The sequence below is a fragment of the Pantoea coffeiphila genome (genome assembly GCF_016909495.1).
GTDB classification, from domain to species: domain Bacteria; phylum Pseudomonadota; class Gammaproteobacteria; order Enterobacterales; family Enterobacteriaceae; genus Erwinia; species Erwinia coffeiphila.
This window is the reverse complement of sequence record NZ_JAFBFW010000002.1, coordinates 40494-58962: the sequence shown is the minus strand read 5'-3', so window position 1 is coordinate 58962 and position 18469 is coordinate 40494. Positions and strand designations below refer to the sequence as shown.

Sequence of the window (18469 nt, the reverse complement as noted above, 5' to 3'; positions counted from 1 at the left end):
TAAATATCAGGGGCACAACGATGCCTCACCCGCAAAGGGTCCTCCCCCCTTTGCAACGCGCCTGGCGCGAAGAAAAGCACTCATACTCAGGAGCTTTACACTATGTTCAAAAATGCATTTGCGAACCTGCAAAAGGTCGGTAAATCGCTGATGTTGCCTGTATCGGTCCTGCCGATTGCAGGTATTCTGCTGGGCGTTGGTTCCGCCAACTTCAGCTGGCTGCCGGCGGTGGTTTCGCAGGTTATGGCGGAAGCGGGCGGTTCGGTCTTTGCCAATATGCCGCTGATTTTTGCTATCGGCGTAGCACTCGGCTTTACCAATAACGACGGCGTTTCCGCGCTGGCCGCCGTAGTTGCCTACGGCATCATGGTGAAAACCATGGCCGTTGTGGCACCGCTGGTCCTGCATCTTCCTGCGGAAGAGATTGCAGCCAAGCACCTGGCGGATACCGGCGTCCTCGGCGGGATTATTGCCGGTTCGATAGCGGCCTATATGTTTAACCGCTTCTATCGTATCCAGCTTCCTGAATATCTGGGCTTCTTTGCCGGAAAACGCTTCGTGCCGATTATCTCCGGCCTGACGGCAATTTTCCTGGGCGTGGTGCTCTCCTTCATCTGGCCACCGATCGGTACGGCGATTCAGACCTTCTCACAGTGGGCTGCGTATCAGAACCCGGTTGTGGCATTCGGTATCTACGGTGTGGTTGAGCGTGCGCTGGTGCCGTTTGGTCTGCACCATATCTGGAACGTACCTTTCCAGATGCAGATTGGTGAGTTCACTAACGCAGCGGGCCAGGTCTTCCACGGTGATATCCCTCGCTACATGGCGGGTGACCCAACCGCAGGTAAACTGTCCGGCGGCTTCCTGTTCAAAATGTACGGTCTGCCAGCGGCGGCGATTGCTATCTGGCACTCAGCAAAACCGGAAAACCGCGCTAAAGTCGGCGGCATCATGATCTCAGCAGCGCTGACCTCATTCCTGACCGGCATCACCGAACCGATTGAATTTTCATTCATGTTCGTTGCGCCGATCCTGTATGCGATCCACGCTATTCTGGCCGGTCTGGCATTCCCAATCTGTATTCTGCTGGGTATGCGCGATGGCACCAGCTTCTCGCACGGTCTGATCGACTTTATCGTACTGAGCGGCAACAGCAGCAAAATCTGGCTGTTCCCAATCGTCGGTATCATCTACGGTCTGGTGTACTACACCATCTTCCGCGTGCTGATTGCTAAGCTGAACCTGAAAACCCCGGGTCGTGAAGACAGCTCCACCGAGCAGACCACCGGTAACGCCACAGAAATGGCCGCTAACCTGGTTGCAGCCTTCGGTGGTAAAGACAACATCACTAACCTCGATGCCTGTATCACTCGTTTACGCGTTAGCGTTGGCGACGTCAGCAAAGTTGACCAGGCCGGGTTGAAAAAACTGGGCGCGGCCGGTGTTGTCGTTGCAGGTTCCGGCGTGCAGGCGATTTTCGGCACCAAGTCTGACAACCTGAAAACCGATATGGATGACTACATCCGTAAGATGTAATCGGGCAGGATGATGACGCAAAAGGGGAGGCCAGCGGCTTCCCCTTTTGCTATTTAACAGATGGATAAATCGTGCTGCCGGAACGCTGAACTGCTGCAAAGCCGCGCAGTCGGGAAAGAAAAATCAGTTGCAGGTTGAAAGAAAACGATTTTCTCGCTCATACTGCGGTTATAAAAAAACACTGCTAAGGATATGCAACATGGCCGAAGAAACTATTTTCAGTAAAATCATTCGTCGCGAGATCCCGTCCGACATCCTGTTCCAGGATGAACTGGTCACCGCGTTTCGCGATATCTCACCGCAGGCACCGAGCCATATTCTGATCGTACCGAATGTGTTGATACCGACCGCCAACGACGTTCAGGCTGAACACGAGGCCGCGCTGGGGAGAATGATTACCGTCGCCTCTAAAATCGCTAAGCAGGAAGGCATTGCTGAAGACGGCTACCGCCTGATTATCAACTGCAATAAACACGGTGGCCAGGAGGTTTATCATATTCACCTTCACCTGGTTGGTGGCCGTCCTTTAGGCCCAATGCTGGCTTCCTGAGCGCCGCTGAACGGGGACACAATGTTATGCGGGCATGTCTGACGGCTCTGACGTTACTGATTACACTGGCAGGTTGCAGTAACGATCGCACCACCATTAATACCTCGCAATCGCTGGTGATGGAATCCTCGGTTCTTTCTGCCGGTATCACCACCGATGAGCCGATAATCAGCGAAACGGAAGGCCAGCAGCGCGCGGTAAGCACCCTGGTCAACCAGCAGGAAAAACCGGTCAAAGTCACCTATCGTTTCTACTGGTATGACGATCGTGGGCTGGAGATCCTGCCTTACGAGAAGCCGCGTACGCTGGTGGTGCCCGCGAAGGGTAAAATCGACATTTCCTCGCAAACCGGCAATCTGACGGCGAGCAAAGTTCGCCTTTACCTGTATCTGTAAGGAGTGATGGCGTGACAAGTCACCTGTTAAAATTCTCTGGCGTGCTGGCGCTGGCGCTGATCCTCAGCGGTTGTGTTATTAACCAGCAACAGCAGCCTGAACAGCCGCAGCAGCCTGCGCCGGTAGAGCCGGTACAGCCGCAGCAACCTCAGCCGGTGCCTTCCCAGCCCGGACCGATTGAAACCGTACCGCAGCCGCCGAAAATGCAAACCATTAACTGGCAGGCCAGCGTCAGCCCGCTGGTGGCACAGATGCTGAAAGCCGACGGCGTTACGGCGGGTAGCGTGCTGCTGGTCGACAACGTGAAAAACAGTACCAATGGCAGCCTGCAAAGTGCGAAAGCCACCGCTGCGTTGCAGAGTGAGCTGGCTAACAACAGCCAGTTTACCCTGGTCACGCCGCAGCAGCTGGCGGTGGCGAAACAGACACTGGGTCTGTCGGCGGAAGACAGCCTGGTATCACGCAGTAAAGCAATTGGTCTGGCACGCTACGTGGGTGCGCAGTACGTGCTTTACAGCAATGCGCAAGGGGATGTGAAAGCGCCCGAGCTGCAAATGCAGCTGATGCTGGTGCAAACCGGCGAGATTATCTGGTCAGGCAGCGGTGACGTTCAGCATTAACGCCGATTTGCAGCAGCTGATATCCAGACAGTTTCCGGCGGCGCAGGTCGCCGGTACCGTTTTGCCGCTGGATGGTCTGAGCGGCTACAGTATGAAAGTTTCTCTCCCCTGTCAGACCCTGCTGGCGCGTCGGGCGGCAGGCTCGCTGGAGATGCCTGGCGTTAATCGTCAGCGCGAATACCGTATTCTGCGTAAACTTCAAGACAGTGGCCTGGTGCCTGCGGTTTATGGCCGCAGTCGAAACTGGCTGCTGCTTGACTGGCTGCCGGGAGAGGTGCTGTCCGCAGCGGAATTCGATCGGGCAATTGAGCCGCTGTCTGAAATCATTAGTAAGCTGCATCGCCAGCCGCTCACCGGCTACCGGCTTCAGCTCATGCCCCTGCTGATGAGCTACTGGCAGCGTAGCCTGCCCTCCCGGCGGAATCTCACCTGGCTCAGAGCACTCAAGCGTCTGCGGCGTCGCGGCGAACCGCATCCACTGCGGCTGGCGGTGCTGCATATGGATATCCATAGCGGTAACCTTATCGGCAACGGCGGTCGTTTGCGTCTGATTGACTGGGAGTATGCGGGCGACGGCGACGTTGCCCTTGAGCTGGCGGCGCTGATCGACATTAATGGTCTGGACGACGTGCAGCAGCAGCGGCTCATTACCGCCTGCGCTATCGGGCAGAAGATCGACAGCGGCAGGCTTTGCCGACAGATTCGGCGCTGGCAGCCCTGGCTTTTGCTGCTGGCTACCAGCTGGTACGAACTTCGCTGGCAGCAGACCGGCGAAAACCAATTTGGCGCGCTGGCAGCATCAGGCTGGCAGCGGCTTTCACAGTTTAATTAGCCTGATAAGCAGGCTTACAGAGGTGCAGTGTGGGACCGGTAATGTTAGATGTGCTCGGCTACGAGCTGGATGCGGAAGAACGCGAGATTTTACAGCACCCGCTGGTGGGGGGGCTGATTCTGTTTACCCGCAACTACCACGATCCGGCCCAGCTGGCCGAGTTGATCAGGCAGATCCGCGCGGCGTCGCGTCATCGTCTGGTGATTGCCGTTGACCAGGAAGGCGGGCGCGTACAGCGCTTTCGTGAAGGTTTTAGTCGGCTGCCGGCGATGCAGTCTTTTGCCGCACTGAATGATGCAGCTGAAGCGGCAAGACTGGCGCAGGAGGCGGGCTGGCTGATGGCTTCGGAGATGATTTCGATGGATATCGACATCAGCTTTGCGCCGGTACTCGATATCGGTCACGGCAGCGCAGCGATCGGTGAGCGTGCGTTTCATGAAGATCCGGTTCAGGCGCTGGCGCTGGCCCGCTGTTTTATTCGCGGCATGCATGAGGCCGGTATGAAAACCACCGGTAAACACTTCCCCGGTCACGGTGCGGTGAGTGCAGACTCCCACAAGGAAACGCCGCGCGATAACCGCAGCGAGGCGGAGATTCGCCAGCATGATATGGCGATCTTCAAACAATTAATTGATGAGCAGGCGCTGGATGCGATTATGCCCGCCCACGTTATCTATACTGAAGTGGACCCTCGCCCGGCCAGCGGTTCATCGCACTGGCTGCAAAAGGTATTGCGCAAAGAGCTGGGCTTTGACGGTGTGATCTTCTCGGACGATCTGTCAATGGAAGGTGCAGCGGTGATGGGCAGCTACGCCGAGCGCGGGCAAACCGCACTGGATGCCGGATGCGATATGATTCTGGTGTGCAATAATCGTGCAGGTGCGGTTAGCGTGTTGGATAACCTGTCACCGATCAATGCAGAGCGCGTGAGTCGGTTATACCATCGGGGTTCCTATACCCGCCAGCAGTTGCTGGGCTCTTCCCGCTGGAAGCAAATCAGCGCGACACTCGACAACCTTCAGGAGCGTTGGCTGGCACACAAAGCCGCAAAAGGTGACTGACTCCGCTGCCTGCGGCACGTTAAGTGAGAATGACGATGATTATCTACCTGCATGGTTTTGACTCTAACAGTCCAGGCAATCACGAAAAGGTTTTACAGCTGCAGTTTATCGATCCGGATGTCCGGCTGGTGAGTTACAGCACGCGGCATCCCAGGCATGACATGCAACATATTCTTAAAGAGACGGATAAGCTGTTAAAGCACTGTACCGACCCATCGCCGTTAATTTGCGGCGTAGGGCTGGGGGGGTTTTGGGCTGAACGCGTGGGATTTCTGTGCAATATCCGTCAGGCAATCTTTAATCCTAACCTGTGGCCCCAGGAAGTGATGGAAGGGAAAATCGATCGGCCAGAAGAGTATCTCGATATTGCCACCAAATGCGTAAAGGACTTCCGCCAGAAAAACCATAGCCGCTGTCTGACTTTTCTCTCGCGCAATGACGATGCCCTTGATAGTCAACGCAGTGCCGCGCTGCTGCGTGAATTTTATGAATTGATTTGGGATGAAGTTGAGGGGCATAAATTTAAAAACATCTCACATCATCTGCCGAGAATTAATCACTTCAAAACCCTCGGATAATTATCCAAATACGCCTTTTACATCCATTCCGTAACCCGCCTTGAGCGGGTTGCGTTGCTAAGTTTATTCTTACTATTCTTGGTTTTTATAATAAAATTGACCAGGATCAATTTTCGTAGAACTCATGAATTCCCCCGTGATATCCTGCCCTCAGCTTGCGAATTAACATCGCCAACCCTATGTTTACCAAGGTTATTTATTTAACTTTTGGTTAACGATTGGTTCACTTTTAGAGAGGGTCGTTTGACAGCACCTATGAAGAAAATTGTTATTATCGGCGGGGGTGCCGGCGGACTGGAACTGGCTACCCAGCTGGGCCATAAGCTTGGGCGTAAGAATAAAGCACAAATCACGCTGGTGGATCGTAACCACAGCCATTTGTGGAAACCTCTGCTGCATGAAGTAGCGACCGGTTCACTGGATGAAGGCATTGATGGCCTGAGCTACCTGGCTCACGCGCACAAGCATAACTTCCAGTTCCAGCTGGGTACGCTGACGCAGCTGGATCGCGAAAACAACCGCGTTCATCTGGCAGAAATCCGTGATGCGCAGGGCAGCGTGCTGGTTCCTGAGCGCGAACTGGCGTATGACACGCTGGTGATGGCGTTAGGCAGCACCTCGAATGATTTCGGTACGCCGGGCGTGAAAGATAACTGCATCTTCCTGGATAACCCGCATCAGGCGCGTCGTTTCCATAATGAGATGCTGAACCTGTTCCTGAAATTCTCCGCCAGCGAAGGTGCAACGGAGAAAGTGAACATCGCCATCGTCGGTGCGGGTGCTACCGGCGTGGAGCTTTCTGCTGAACTGCACAATGCCGTTAAGCAGCTGCACAGCTATGGCTACAAAAACCTCGACAGCAATGCGCTGAACGTGACGCTGGTGGAAGCCGGTGAGCGTATTCTGCCTGCACTGCCTGCGCGTATCTCCAGCGCTGCGCATCAGGAGCTGACCAAGCTTGGCGTCCGGGTGCTTACCCAGACCATGGTGACCAGCGCCGAGAAAAACGGCCTGAATACCAAATCCGGTGAATTTATTGAAGCCGATCTGATGGTGTGGGCGGCCGGTATCAAGGCGCCGGACTTTATGAAAGATATCGGCGGTCTGGAAACCAACCGTATCAATCAGCTGGTGGTTGAGCCAACGCTGCAAACCACGCGCGACCCGAACATCTACGCAATCGGCGACTGTGCGTCATGCGCGCTGCCTGCAGGTGGTTTCGTACCGCCGCGTGCGCAGTCTGCTCACCAGATGGCGTCCCGCGTGCTGGCAAATATTCTCGCTGACATCAAAGGCAAACCGCAGCAGGCCTATGTTTATAAAGATCATGGCTCGTTGGTTTCCCTGTCTCGCTTCAGTACCGTGGGCAGCCTGATGGGGAACCTGATGCGCGGCTCGATGATGGTTGAGGGGCGTATTGCGCGCTTCGTTTACATCTCTCTGTACCGTATGCATCAGATCGCTCTGCATGGCTACTTCAAGACGGGCCTGATGATGCTGGTGGGCAGTATCAACCGCGTGATCCGCCCAAGGCTGAAGCTACACTAATTTCAGCAGAACAGTGTTAAACGGCCCGGGATAACGTTCTTAATTGCGCGTTATCAGCGGGCCGTTTTTTTATGATGGCCGCGAGAGTGCTTCGGAACACTCTTAAAACGCGGTACTAATCATGCGGTAATCTCATTTCTTCCCGTATTCCGATTGTCAGTTTTCCCTCTCCGCCGCAAAATTTGTCTTAATTACCCCGGCGCGTCGCGCACGCCGAGTATGCCGTACCTGCCACGGATGTTGCAGCAGGCAAAGATGCGCGGTAACACTTTCAGGAGGGTTTCCTGTGAATAAATCAATGTTAGCCGGTATTGGGATCGGTGTGGCTGCAGCCCTGGGCGTTGCTGCCGTTGCCAGTATGAACGTGTTCGATCGCGGTCCGCAGTTTGCACAGGTTTTGTCCGCCACCCCAATTAAAGAAACGATAAAAACTCCGCGTCAGGAGTGTCGTAACGTGACCCTGACTCACCGTCGTCCGGTACAGGATGAGAACCGTATTGCCGGTTCCGTGCTGGGTGCCGTGGCGGGTGGTGTGCTGGGTCATCAGTTTGGCGGCGGGCGCGGGCGCGATGTAGCAACCGTTGCTGGCGCACTGGCCGGCGGTTACGGCGGTAATCAGGTGCAGGGTGCGTTGCAGGATCGCGATACTTACACCACCACCGAGCAGCGTTGTAAAACCGTCTATGATAAGCAGGACAAGATGATGGGTTACGATGTGACTTATAAGATTGGCGATCAGCAGGGCAAGATCCGTATGGATAACGATCCCGGCACGCGTATTCCGCTGGATGGCAACGGTCAGCTGGTGTTGAATAATAAGGCCTGATTGTTGGTTTGAGGGCGAATTTGGTCGAAAATCACTGAAGTTACTGAAGTTACTGAAGTTACTGAAGTTACTGAAGTTACTGAAGTTACTGGCGTTGCTGGAAGTTCAGGTGCTCGGTTCAGCCTCTGCGGTGGCTGCAGGGCGGTCCTCGCGTCGTGCTCTGCACGATGCCTTCGGTGTCAGCATCTGGCCGGTCGGACCGGCAAAGACGGGTCGTCCCTGACCCGACTCCGCCTGACGCCAGCGTCCTGCTGGCGTCTCCTGGCCAGCTGCTGCCACCTCAGCGCTGCGGATTGCCCGGCAGCCACCGCAGAGGCTTTCCCTTTTTATCTCTCTTTATCGCGATGTGAAACGTATTTCTGGTGGTGCATTGCGTATATTTCGCAGCACATAAAATACCAGGAAAAATGCCAGCAATTGCCGTTAACGGGCTGCCTGCTTGCCACCCGAACCCAATTTAGCCTGAAACCAGCTTCCCTGCTGGCGTCTCCTGGCCAGTTGCTGCCACCCCAGCGCTGCGGAATGCCCGGCAGCCACCGCAGAGTCCGTCCCTTCAATCTTTCTTTAATCGCGATGTGAAATGTATTTCTTGTGGCGGACGAACACGATTTTTTAGCAGGCAACGCAGAATGTAAAAGCGGAGCGGCAGGGGCACCCTACGGGCAATCCGCAGCGCTGAGCGAAGAGAGGAAGCCAGGATTCGGCCACAGGGATGTGGACGAAAGCCTGAGCCGTGCCATGGATGGCACGTCTCAGGCGGTCCGACAGGCTGACGATCGGAGAGAAGGTATCGCGAAGCGACGCGATGACCCGCCCGAAGGGGGACTCTGCCGCTCAGCGCCGCAAAACGGTTCAGACAGCTACAAGCGTTTAACTTAAACTCCACTGCTGAACCGAACTCAGCACAATAAAACGGACCAAATCGCCCGTCAGCCCACGTTCTCCTGCATACGCTGCATAAACTCCTGTACCCACTTCATCCGCACCTTACGCTCCGCCAAATCGCGAATAAACTTCAGGCGCGTCGGGCCATCAAGACGCCAGTGCTTCGGCTCCTTTTGCAGCAGCCCAATCAGCCACATCGGATCGACCTTATTCTTCTCGGCAAACTCAACATAACCACCGTTATCGCTGGCTTCAATCTTGCGCACGCCCAGCTTCTGAGCAATCAGCCGCAGAGCCGCAATATCCAACAGGTTACGCGCCGCATCAGGCAGTAAACCGAAACGATCGATCAGTTCGACCTTCAGATCGTCCAGATCGCCCTGCTGCTGGGCACTGGCTATCCGCTTGTAGAATGAAAGGCGGGTATTCACGTCAGGAATAAAATCATCCGGCAGCAGCGACGGCATGCGCAGCTCAATTTCGGTCTGGCTGCTGGTCAAATCCTCCAGCGACGGCTCACGGCCTTCTTTCAGCGCGGTCACCGCGTTTTCCAGCAGCTCCATATACAGCGAGAAGCCAATGGTTTCCATTTGCCCGCTCTGGCCTTCACCCAGCAGCTCACCTGCACCACGGATCTCAAGATCGTGGGTGGCGAGCGCGAAACCAGCCCCCAGATCCTCCAGCGAGGCGATCGCCTCCAGGCGCTTATGGGCATCAACGGTCATTGCTTTCGGATGCGGCGTCAGCAGCCAGGCATAGGCCTGGTGATGCGAACGGCCCACGCGGCCGCGCAGCTGGTGCAGCTGTGCCAGACCAAAGTGGTCGGCGCGCTCAATAATAATGGTATTGGCCGTAGGAATATCGATACCGGTCTCAATAATCGTGGTACAGACCAGCACGTTAAAACGCTGGTGATGGAAGTCGTTCATCACCCGCTCCAGCTCGCGCTCGCGCATCTGGCCGTGACCGATCGCCACCCGCGCTTCCGGCACCAGCGTAGATAAACGCTGTGCGGCTTTTTCGATATTTTCCACGTCGTTATACAGGTAATAAACCTGCCCGCCGCGCAGCACCTCACGCAGAATCGCCTCGCGTACCACCAGATCGTCATACTCGCGAACGAAGGTTTTCACTGCCAGGCGACGTGCCGGCGGAGTGGCAATAATCGACAGGTCGCGCATGCCGCTCATCGCCATATTCAAGGTGCGCGGAATTGGCGTGGCGGTCAGCGTCAGAATATCGACGTCGGCGCGCATCGCTTTGATACGCTCTTTGTGACGCACGCCGAAACGGTGCTCCTCATCGACGATTAGTAAACCAAGGTCGCGCCATTTGATGTCATTCTGCAACAGCTTGTGTGTGCCGATCAGAATATCAACTTTACCCTCGCCGGCTTCGGCCTGAACCAGTGCCTGTTCTTTCGCGGTTCGGAAGCGGGAGAGCATCTCAATACGTACCGGCCAGTTGGCGAAGCGATCGCGGAAGTTATCATAATGCTGCTGTGCCAGCAGGGTGGTGGGCACCAGCACCGCCACCTGCTTGTGGTTTTCCACCGCCAGGAATGCGGCGCGCATCGCCACTTCGGTTTTACCAAAGCCGACGTCACCACACACCAGGCGGTCCATCGCCAGCGGCTGGCACATATCGCTCAGTACCGCGTTGATGGCCTGCGCCTGGTCCGGTGTGGTTTCAAACGGGAATCCGTCGCAGAACAGCTGGTACTGCTGCCGGTCGTGCTTAAAGGCAAAGCCTTTTTTCGCTTCACGCTGGGCATAGATGTCCAGCAGCTCGGCGGCCACGTCACGCACTTTTTCGGCGGCTTTCTGCCGGGCGCGCGTCCAGGCATCGCTGCCCAGCTTGTGCAGCGGCGCATTCTCTTCGGCGCCACCGGCGTAGCGGCTAATCAGGTGCAGCGACGATACTGGCACATAAAGCTTGGCATCTCCGGCATAGGCCAGCATCAGATATTCTGCCGTGATGCCGCCGGTCTCCAGCGTGGTCAGACCGATATAGCGCCCCACGCCGTGCTCAAGGTGGACCACCGGCTGGCCCGGATGCAGCTCGGCGAGGTTACGGATCAGCACGTCCGGGTTAATGGTCCGTTTGCTGTCCTGGCGGCGTCGACTTACGCGCTCGCCCAGCAGATCGCTCTCGCAAATCAGCGCCAGATTGCGCAACCCGTCGATAAAGCCGTGCTCGCTGGCACCGATCAGCAGGTAATGACCTGGCTTACTGACTTCTTTCAGCGAACGTACCGTTTTGGGCTTCAGCTTGATACGTGCCAGCAGTTCCTGCAGCGTTTCACGGCGGCCTTCACTCTCAACGGAGAACACCACCGAACCGCTGAAGGATTCCAGAAACTTCCGCAGCGCTTCCAGCGGTGATTTGGCCTGTGCCTGCACGGCCAGATCCGGCAGCGGTTGATACTGCAGATTGGTATTCGCCGCTTTGTCTGTCAGCAGATCGGTACGCAGCTGAATACGCGGCCAGTTTTTCAGTTCGGCAAATAATTCATCGCAGCGTAACCACAGAGCCGGTGGTGAAAGCAGAGGGCGCATCGGATCGACTTTGCGATTTTCGTAACGCGTATTCACATCCAGCCAGAAACGCTCGGCGCTGCTTTCCAGATCGCCCGCCACCACCAGCAGGGTACTGGCAGGCAGGTAGCTGAACAGCGCGGGTAAAGGCTTGTCGAAAAACAGCGGCTGCCAGTATTCGATTCCGGCAGGCAGGGTGCCTTTGCTGACTTGCTGATAGATATGTTCCGGTTCACGGCGAACGTCAAATTGCTCACGCCACTGGGAGCGGAACAGCTCGATGGCATTTTTATCAGTCGGGAACTCGTGAGCAGGCAGCAGATTGATGGCGGAAACTTCTTCCTGAGTACGCTGCGTATCAACGTCAAACAGACGCAGACTGTCGATTTCATCATCGAAAAAGTCGATGCGGTACGGGCGGTCGCTGCCCATTGGATACAGGTCCAACAGGGCACCGCGCGTGGCGTATTCGCCGTGTTCCATCACCTGATCAACGCTGCGGTAGCCCGCCTGTTCAAGCTGTGAACGCAGCGTATCGCGGGAGAGCTTCTGCCCCTTGCTCATCACCAGCGCATGTCCGTGCAGGAAACTGTGCGGGCACACGCGCTGCATCAGGGTATTAACCGGTAAAATCAAAATACCGTGGCTTAGCGATGGCAGCTGGTAAAGCGTGGAGAGGCGCGAAGAGATAATTTCCTGGTGCGGCGAAAAACTGTCGAAAGGCAGCGTTTCCCAGTCAGCCAGCGTCATCACCGGCTGTTCCGTAAACTGGCGGATTTCATCCTGCAACCGCAGAGCATTCTGCATATCTGGCGCAATTAACAGCACCGGGCCGGCATGGCGTTCAACAATTTCGGCGCATTCTACGGCGCAGGCAGCGCCCGTGAGCTGCCCCAGCAGCCGCTGATCGCCGGCGCGTGAGGGAAGAGTATAACGATAGTTTTCAGGCATATTCAGTTCGATAGTCTCTACTCAAATGGGAGAGAGGGGAGCCGCCATGACGCCTGTCGGCTGTAATGGCTCGGACAGCAGGGGACCCCAATTCAGCTTTGCCGAGTATACCTTTTTTTTGCTGGCCGCTGGGTACTGTGTCGCTCCGGCTGGTCAATGTTTATCCAAAGCTTCATTTTTTCGCTATGGCAATGATGTCCACTGCCGCAGTCTGACGGAATCAATATAGTGAAAAATCCCCGTTAGCGTCGTCTTTCCGGCGAAAGGGCACTTTTAAAATGTTTCAGATCAATAAGTGTCGATAAATAAGCCCGTGGCGGATATAGCGCCAATAGCACTCATTGTCTAAAATCATCAGGTAAAACGGCCATGGTGCAACCGGGAGAAATCGAGTGAGTTTGCCTACGGAATCACGCTTTTTTCACCCTAAAAATATTGTGCACCTGTGCTTTGCCCTCGTGTTTCTGTTTTTAACGTTGCTCACCTGGCATGAAGCGATAGTGCTGAAGCGCACCTATGAGTCCAACCAGCTGGCCCGTCTCAGCGCGGTGGCGAACAATCTGGATAATCAGTGGCAGCATAACCTTGATGAACTGGCGTTTTTTCACAGTATGCTGGAGCATTCACTCGGCGATCCACTGATTACCGACAAATCCACCGCTTTCTTGCAGCAGTTTGAGCACGTTCGCCATACGCCACTGTGGCATCTTAGCCCGAGTGAAACCCGTGGCATACCGATCAACGGTATTTCCGATGAGCTGCTGACGCGTTTTCCGCTGTTCAGCCGGTCTGATTCCCGGCGCCTGGCCGATGAGCTAAATGCGGTGCTGGAAATGAGCCAGATCCTGCAATTTAACCAGCCGGAGCGCGATTTCCACTATCGCTTCTGGTATATCTCTCGCGCCGGTTTCTACCTCAGTTCCACGCTGCCGGATGCCAGCAGCAACCACTCGCTGGAAAATTTCTCCGGCGTGGCACAGCGTCCTTACTTTGTCGACCTCGACCCAAAGGTCAATCCGCAGCGTAAGATCCTGTGGTCAGATCCCTACGACTCCATGGATAACGAGGGTAAGGTGGTGACGGTCGCGCGCCCGGTCGATCGTGATGGCTACTGGTACGGCGTACTGGCAATGGATTTCTCCACGCAGCAGATCAAGCAGTACCTGCAGCAGTCGCTGAGCACGCGGCAGGAAGGGGGGGTAATGCTGGTCGGTCATCAGTTCAATCTGATCGCCTGGTCTGACGGCAGCCAGCTGGAGGAGTACCGTCTGCACAAAGCACAGCTGGCGCAGCTGACCGAACAGGCTGCCGGAACCCACAGCGGGACAATGCGCTTTGACGGGCGTTTTGTCAGTTGGGTCCGCCTGCAGTATTTCGACGGCATGCTGGTCAACGTGCAGACGCTGCGTGAAGGGCTGCTGGGCGACAGTGGTCGTGTTGGACTGGTGCTGCTGCTGACGTGGCTGATGTTTAGCATTGTGGTACTGGTTTCCCATCAGACGATTATTCGGATGACCGGCAGCCTGCTGAATTTGCAGGAAAAACTGAGCTGGCGCGCGAATTACGATGGCTTAACGCGGCTGTTTAACCGCACTGCCTTTTTCGATCGCGCGGAAAAGCTGGCAGCGCTGAATCACCGACAGCAGCAGCCGCTCTCCGTAATCCAACTCGATCTCGATCATTTTAAATCGGTTAACGACAGTTGGGGACACCACGCCGGAGATCGCGTGCTGGCCCACGCGGCATCGGTGATTGGTCAGGCGCTGCGGAAAACCGATATCGCCGGTCGGGTAGGCGGGGAAGAGTTTTGCATTTTGCTCCCGGCCACCCGGCTGGATGAGGCCGTGCTGGTGGCGGAACGCATTCGCCGCAAGCTGGCGGCAAAAGAGCTGCTGGTGGGCAAACATCAAACGCTGAAGGTTACCGCATCGCTGGGCGTGAGCAGCAGTGAAGAGCAGGGTGAGTATCAGGTGGATAACCTGCAGTCCGTTGCCGATCGCAGGCTGTATCTGGCGAAACAGGACGGACGCAACTGCGTCCGCCATCGAGATTAAACATCGCCGCTGTTATCGTCTTCAACCGCCTGATAGATGCGCTGCATAATATCGGGGAACGCTGACTGAACCCGGCTCCAGCTGGGAATAAACGGCTTTTCGTTAGGGCGTTCAATAAACGCCTGCCCGGCCTCGAGTATTGACTGGGTGAACATTTCTACCGCCGCTTCTTCGGCGTGCTGATCGAACTTCAGGCCATTCATCACCGCTTCGTGGTTGTAAATCTCCATCATATCCAGCGCATTGCGATAGTAGGTTGCTTTCAACACCCGGAAGGAGTCGCTGGTGATGTTCACGCCCATGGTGGCCATTTTACGCAGCAGCGACTGCACAATATCATTGCTCATCCGCCGCAGCCCGCCGGTTCCGTCCTCCTCCGACAGCGGCTGATGCTTGTGGTCGTAATTATCTGCGATCTCCACCTGGCAGCTCTGGCGGGTGGTATAGTTGCGGTAAATCTCAGACAGGACGCCGATTTCCAACCCCCAGTCGCCGGGGATTTTGATGCCGTTCAGCACGTGCGTGCGCATGGCGAATTCGCCGGAAAGCGGGTAGCGGAAACTGCTGAGATAATCCAGATACTCGGAGTGGCCGTAAACTTTTTGCAGCGAACGCAGCAGCGGGCCAACCAGCAGTCGGCCTACTCGGCCATTAAGTTTGTTATCGGCCACCCGGGCATAAAACCCTTTACAGAATTCGTACTGGAAATCGGGGTTAGCCAGTGGATAAAGCAGCCGCGCCAGCATGCCGCGTTCATAGGTTACGATGTCGCAGTCATGCAGTGCCACGCAGGAGGATTTATCGGAAGCCAGCGTATAGCCGGTGCAGAACCAGACGTTGCGCCCCTTGCCCGGCTGTGAGGGGGAGAGTCCTTCTTTATCCAGTTCGGCGTCCAGTGCCTTCAGACGCGGCCCGTCATTCCACAAAATGCGATGCCGCTGCGGCAGGCGAGAGAAGAACTCGCGGGCGTGAAGAAACTGATCGCGATCGGCACGATCGAGGCCGATAACGATCTCTCCCAGGTAGGGAACCTGTGCCAGCTCATCAACAATATGGCTCAGCGCCGGGCCTTCAAGTTCCGAAAACAGCGAGGGCAGAATCAGCCCCATCTTACGTTTGCGCGAAAAGCGTACCAGGTCCTTTTCCAACTCTTTAAGACTGCGACCGGTGAGATTATGAAAGTTAGTTATTACGCCGTTCTGGTAAAAATCGCTCATCGCTATCCCCTTGGAATGTAGGTGGTCAGTCAGGATGGAGTGATAAAATGGTTCAGGCCTTCAACCCAGCCTTCCGGGCCCCGGGCGGTACTGCGATAGATATGCTGTTTGTCGGCTCGCTCAAGGAGCACCGGATTTTTGCTGTAGCCGCGAATGACCACGGCATAATCGACACTGTCGAGCATTGGCGCATCGTTAGGTCCGTCGCCCAGGCCAATGGTGATCGGGCGGCGGCTGTGCGGAGAAGCCGAAGAAGGGGCGTGCTCAAGCAGCCAGCGCAGCGCAGCACCTTTGCCACTTCCCTTGCTCATGACGTGCCAGAAACGCCCGCCCTGAACCAGCTCCAGTTCCGCCTCATTCAGCCGTACCCGGAACAGGTCAAATTGTTCTCTGCTGTCCCGCCAGATCAGGCTTTCGGATGCTTCGCGCATTTTGGCCCGGGCAGCTAAAGCCGGGGTCAGCCCGGTCCACTCGGCAATCTCTTTTTCACTGACGTCGGCAAAGCCGATAAATTTAAAAGCGTCACGCTGCCGGAGATTCAGCAGGGTATGGCAGATCGCCCGATAGTCCTGGGGGGATAACTGGCCGGTGAGCGCCGACTGAGCATCGCCATAGTGAACGACAGCACCGTTTTCGCTGATAAACGGCGAACCGCCGAAACCCAGTTCCTGCTGCAGCGGCACAATTTCCGCGGCTGTTTTACTGGAGCAGATCACCAGTGGGATGTGGTGTTCTTTCAGACGCGTCAGCCACTCCGTGGCGGGTTGCCAGCTGTAGGTGTGATGATCGAGCAGTGAGCCGTCGAGATCGGTAACGATCATCAGAGGTTCCTGCAGTGTAAGCATAGTTTTAACCTCGCGAAATTAGCCCGGTGTGACAGTAAGACCACCGTATCAGCACAAAGTATAGTCAAGCTATCGTCACCTTGTGGGGTGTGGAAGTTCGCCTGATACAGGCTGGTATGCGGATTAATCCTAAAAAAAATGCTGATTTTTTGGCCGGTTGCAAAAGTGCCAGAATGCCCACAGCGCAGAACTGGTGCGGGTTTTCCTGTACAAGTTAACGATTGTTGTACACATTAATGCGTGAACTTAGGATTAGTCTTAATGCCAGAACGGGTTAGGGTAGTGCTGTAAAAGGATTTCCCCGAGTAACGAATTTTATTTTTAATGTGAACAATTTACCCTGGCCAGCGGCTGGGGTTTTTTTTACCAATCGAAGGGCATCACGGGTATCAGGTAAGAGATGTCAGGAACGGCGGGCAAAAAAAAGCCCGCGCTGCGCGGGCAAAATCCTTGTTACTTTTTAGGTTGACTGCGCCTTTGGGGTTGGTGCAGTGAGAATATTCTAAGTGTTCCCGATGTCAGAAGTCTTTGCGCGAAACGTAAAGAAAGCGAAAAGGCGGGTTATGACAGTGCCTTTTCCGATTGATTTTGCCACGCTGTCTATACTGTTTATCAGACAGTTATCGATTAAAAAGGAGAAAATATGGACTTTATTCGTATTGTGATTGCGATTCTTCTACCGCCTCTGGGCGTCTTTCTGCAGGTCGGTTTCGGTGGCGCTTTCTGGCTTAACATCCTGCTGACGTTATGCGGTTATATCCCCGGAATTGTTCATGCAGTGTGGGTGATTGCGCGCCGATAATTCTGGCTAAACCCCTGCGCAGTATGCGGTTTTTAAGTTAAACTGTTGGGAAAAATTGCACAGGAGTTACCATGAAGGTGAATCAGCAGGTGACGGTAAAAACTGACGGCGGTCCACGCCGGGTCGGCACGGTTCTGGCGGTGGAAGAGTTTAACGAAGGGACAATGTATCTGGTTGCACTGGAAGACTATCCGCTGGGGATCTGGTTCTTTAATGAATCGGGTCACGAAGACGGCGTTTTCGTTGAGCCTCACGCCTGAACACATTAAGGGGGGACTCCCCCCTTTAAACCGCTACTGTTAACCCTGCCGCACGTTGACGTAAATACCGCTGGTGACGTTATCCATCAGGCGCACCACATGGTAGATCACCTGCTTGTTATGCGTCTTGATTTTGCGCTTAATATTGCCTTTATGTGACGAAACGGTTTTTACCTTGATTTGCATCTGGTCAGAAATCTCGCTCGTATCGTGGCCCGACATCCACATCCTCAACATATTGGATTCCGTCTGACTGAGCGTCAGTGGATGGACATCCTTGCCAGACGACTGGCGGGATGAAACATTAAGCCGTTGCTGGAAGTAACTGCCTAATAACTGATCCAGAGTGGCAGGCTTGATGGATTTCGACGTAATAATCAGGTTCTTCCGTACGTACAGATATTCTTCAAAATGGTTATTAGAAATAGCCATAAAGATAAAAAACAGCGTATCCGGATTCTGGACTATCGCATCTCTGATTTGCTGGCTGGCTTCGGGTTCGTTAATGAAGCAGTCTTCGTTGATAAACACGACGCCGGGATGCAGCTGTTGACAGCATGTTTGCAGCCGATCGATACCGTTAACCGGCGTTATATTCTTGCTTTTAATCCCTTTGGTTGTCATATAGCTGATCAACCCTGCACGGGTATAATTACACGGGTCCATAATTATTGTCGGCATTCTAGCGGCCCTTACCGGTTCGTTATCCATTTAAGTCAACGATGAATTACACGTTAGCGTGTCAAAAGAAAGCGTTCTGTATGCACATTCTTGTTATAGCTGCCAACATTAATACTACCCCGCCGCAGGTGGCTGGAGTATTGACTCATCCTTGTAGAAGGGAGCTGCATTGGTCGCAGCGATCGCGGTCACTATCGCGTAAAATGTTAAAAATCATGATAGGATTTTTCTTAAAAAAATTCAATCAGAAAAACTTTCTTCAAAGCAGGCAGATTTTTCTAACGTCAGTCA

At 54.8% G+C, this 18469-nt stretch carries 16 protein-coding genes; 12 read left to right on the top strand and 4 right to left on the bottom strand.

Annotation, left to right across the window (positions count from 1 at the left end):
• The first annotated feature begins 102 nt into the window (after window positions 1-102).
• The 9 genes from ptsG to JOE09_RS05970 all read left to right on the top strand — a co-directional run bounded on the left by ptsG (window position 103) and on the right by JOE09_RS05970 (window position 7946).
• Window positions 103-1536, top strand: coding sequence for a PTS glucose transporter subunit IIBC (gene ptsG, locus JOE09_RS06010; protein ID WP_205065162.1), 1434 nt, complete (start codon window positions 103-105; stop codon window positions 1534-1536).
• 199 nt (window positions 1537-1735) lie between these two features.
• Entirely contained in the window at window positions 1736-2086 is a 351-nt protein-coding gene (hinT, locus tag JOE09_RS06005; protein ID WP_105592803.1) for a purine nucleoside phosphoramidase, read from the top strand.
• A 26-nt stretch (window positions 2087-2112) separates the two neighbouring features.
• Window positions 2113-2481 carry a YcfL family putative periplasmic lipoprotein gene (locus JOE09_RS06000; RefSeq protein WP_105592802.1) on the top strand — a complete coding sequence of 123 codons (369 nt, stop codon included), beginning with the start codon at window positions 2113-2115 and terminating at the stop codon, window positions 2479-2481.
• Window positions 2482-2504: 23 nt separating this feature from the next.
• Window positions 2505-3101 carry a penicillin-binding protein activator LpoB gene (lpoB, locus tag JOE09_RS05995; protein WP_239553004.1) on the top strand — a complete coding sequence of 199 codons (597 nt, stop codon included), beginning with the start codon at window positions 2505-2507 and terminating at the stop codon, window positions 3099-3101.
• The gene (gene thiK / locus JOE09_RS05990) at window positions 3085-3933 is read left to right on the top strand and encodes a thiamine kinase (RefSeq protein ID WP_205065160.1); all 849 of its coding nucleotides are present in this window, start codon (window positions 3085-3087) and stop codon (window positions 3931-3933) included. The genes lpoB and thiK overlap by 17 nt, the downstream gene beginning before the upstream one ends.
• A gap of 41 nt (window positions 3934-3974) precedes the next feature.
• Window positions 3975-4994, top strand: a complete 1020-nt coding sequence (gene nagZ / locus JOE09_RS05985; RefSeq protein ID WP_200546857.1) for a beta-N-acetylhexosaminidase — start codon at window positions 3975-3977, stop codon at window positions 4992-4994.
• A 35-nt stretch (window positions 4995-5029) separates the two neighbouring features.
• Window positions 5030-5572: an alpha/beta hydrolase YcfP gene (ycfP, locus tag JOE09_RS05980; RefSeq protein WP_200546858.1), complete on the top strand. Its 543-nt coding sequence runs from the start codon at window positions 5030-5032 to the stop codon at window positions 5570-5572.
• Window positions 5573-5815: 243 nt separating this feature from the next.
• Entirely contained in the window at window positions 5816-7120 is a 1305-nt protein-coding gene (locus JOE09_RS05975; RefSeq protein WP_105592798.1) for an NAD(P)/FAD-dependent oxidoreductase, read from the top strand.
• A gap of 286 nt (window positions 7121-7406) precedes the next feature.
• Window positions 7407-7946 carry a glycine zipper 2TM domain-containing protein gene (locus JOE09_RS05970; RefSeq protein ID WP_105592797.1) on the top strand — a complete coding sequence of 180 codons (540 nt, stop codon included), beginning with the start codon at window positions 7407-7409 and terminating at the stop codon, window positions 7944-7946.
• Between the two features lie 929 nt (window positions 7947-8875).
• Here the strand turns inward: JOE09_RS05970 and mfd are convergent.
• The gene (mfd, locus tag JOE09_RS05965; RefSeq protein ID WP_200564003.1) at window positions 8876-12319 is read right to left on the bottom strand and encodes a transcription-repair coupling factor; all 3444 of its coding nucleotides are present in this window, start codon (window positions 12317-12319) and stop codon (window positions 8876-8878) included.
• A gap of 392 nt (window positions 12320-12711) precedes the next feature.
• On the opposite strand from mfd, the gene dgcQ reads away from it, so the two are divergent.
• Window positions 12712-14373 (top strand): cellulose biosynthesis regulator diguanylate cyclase DgcQ, encoded by a 1662-nt coding sequence (dgcQ, locus tag JOE09_RS05960; RefSeq protein ID WP_205065159.1) that lies wholly within the window; start codon window positions 12712-12714, stop codon window positions 14371-14373.
• Here dgcQ and JOE09_RS05955 read toward each other — a convergent pair.
• Entirely contained in the window at window positions 14370-15590 is a 1221-nt protein-coding gene (locus JOE09_RS05955) for a glycosyltransferase family protein (protein WP_105592793.1), read from the bottom strand. The two genes, dgcQ and JOE09_RS05955, sit on opposite strands and share 4 nt — an antisense overlap.
• 29 nt (window positions 15591-15619) lie before the next feature.
• The gene (locus JOE09_RS05950; protein WP_205065158.1) at window positions 15620-16435 is read right to left on the bottom strand and encodes a mannosyl-3-phosphoglycerate phosphatase-related protein; all 816 of its coding nucleotides are present in this window, start codon (window positions 16433-16435) and stop codon (window positions 15620-15622) included.
• A gap of 643 nt (window positions 16436-17078) precedes the next feature.
• Between JOE09_RS05950 and JOE09_RS05945 the strand changes: the two genes are divergently transcribed.
• Both JOE09_RS05945 and dsrB read left to right on the top strand, forming a co-directional pair.
• A complete protein-coding gene (locus tag JOE09_RS05945) occupies window positions 17079-17237 on the top strand; it encodes a YqaE/Pmp3 family membrane protein (RefSeq protein WP_034824466.1) in 159 nt (52 codons plus the stop codon).
• Between the two features lie 71 nt (window positions 17238-17308).
• Entirely contained in the window at window positions 17309-17497 is a 189-nt protein-coding gene (dsrB, locus tag JOE09_RS05940) for a protein DsrB (RefSeq protein ID WP_105592791.1), read from the top strand.
• A 39-nt stretch (window positions 17498-17536) separates the two neighbouring features.
• Here the strand turns inward: dsrB and rcsA are convergent, their stop codons facing one another.
• Window positions 17537-18178 (bottom strand): transcriptional regulator RcsA, encoded by a 642-nt coding sequence (gene rcsA / locus JOE09_RS05935; protein WP_200546888.1) that lies wholly within the window; start codon window positions 18176-18178, stop codon window positions 17537-17539.
• Window positions 18179-18469: the final 291 nt, after the last annotated feature.